At 47.2% G+C, this 1,187-nt stretch carries 2 protein-coding genes; one reads left to right on the top strand and one right to left on the bottom strand.

The window, feature by feature from the left end; all coding sequences use genetic code 11:
• On the bottom strand, window positions 1–217 hold a 217-nt coding region (locus PX484_RS00490; RefSeq protein ID WP_288102647.1), incomplete at its 3' end, for a DUF2887 domain-containing protein.
• Between the two features lie 58 nt (window positions 218–275).
• Between PX484_RS00490 and PX484_RS00485 the strand changes: the two genes are divergently transcribed.
• On the top strand, window positions 276–1,166 hold the full coding sequence (locus PX484_RS00485; RefSeq protein WP_287669241.1) for a S66 peptidase family protein: 891 nt from the start codon (window positions 276–278) through the stop codon (window positions 1,164–1,166).
• The last annotated feature ends 21 nt before the right edge of the window (window positions 1,167–1,187 follow it).

The raw sequence follows: 1,187 nt of genomic DNA, 5'->3' as shown, positions 1-1,187 counted from the left end.
CTTCATCCTTTTGAAATTGCACTTCTACCAGATAAAAGGGCAAATGTTCCAGATTATCGAGCGGCAAAAATAAACCATCCAATCGAAAAGCTAGTTGTTTGACTTCTTGGGAAGTAAATCGATAATTGCTAACCATAGCATCGGGTCGCTCAATTAATTCAAAGAACGAATCGGGAAAATCGAGAAACATTCGATAGAATATGCTGTCAGTTTTCATGCTGCCACAAAATTGCCTGTAATTTCCGCTTAATCCGCCAACAAAAGAGAATTAACCTATGATCATCCCATCGTTTCTGCAACCCGGTGCTAAAGTTTCTCTGGTGGCCACCAGTGGCACCGTCAAGGAATTAGCCGCCCTAGAAAAAGGCGTAGAAATCTGGCGATCGAGGGGTTATCAAGTGGAATTTAGCGAGAATTGGGCCAATCGTCTCGGTTATCTCGCCGGTAGCGACGAGCAACGTCGTCAAGCTTTAGCCCAAGCATGGCAAGATCCCGATTGTCAAGCAATTCTCTGCGCGAGGGGGGGTTACGGTAGCGCTCGCCTCTTAGAAAATTGGACATGGGCAAAAACTAACCCAAAATGGTTAATCGGTTTTTCCGACGTGACGGGGATTTTATGGAGTTTAGCGAAACAGGGCATCTGTAGCGTTCACGGTCCAGTTTTAACCACCTTAGCCCAAGAAAGTCCCCAATCAATTGATCGTCTCTTTTCTCTCCTAGAAGGTCGTCCTTTAGCCCCTCTTATCGGTCAAGGTTGGGGTGGGGGAAAAGTGCGGGGACGCTTATTACCGGCTAATTTAACCGTAGCCACCCATCTCCTCGCAACCTCGGTTCAACCCACCCTAGAGGGGGTAATTTTAGCCCTAGAGGACGTAACCGAGGCCCCCTACCGAATTGATCGAATGTTAACTCAGTGGCGAATGCTGGGCATTTTCTCCCAAATTAAAGGCATTGCTCTCGGTCGTTTTAGCCGTTGTCTGGCGGCCTCCGGCAGTGATAGTCAAACCGTAGAGGAAGTCTTAAAAGAGCGTTTGGGCGATTTGGGCATTGCGGTTATTGCTGAGTTACCTTTCGGTCATGATGGCGATAATGCCGCTTTACCTGTGGGAACAATGGTAGAACTGGACGGGGATCGGGGAATCTTAGAATTTTTCTATCCCCAATGATCCACTTTTTTGATAGTATCT

The sequence above is a fragment of the Microcystis sp. M49636_WE2 genome (assembly GCF_030065375.1).
GTDB classification, from domain to species: domain Bacteria; phylum Cyanobacteriota; class Cyanobacteriia; order Cyanobacteriales; family Microcystaceae; genus Microcystis; species Microcystis aeruginosa_C.
This window is presented reverse-complemented; position numbering and strand designations above follow the sequence as displayed.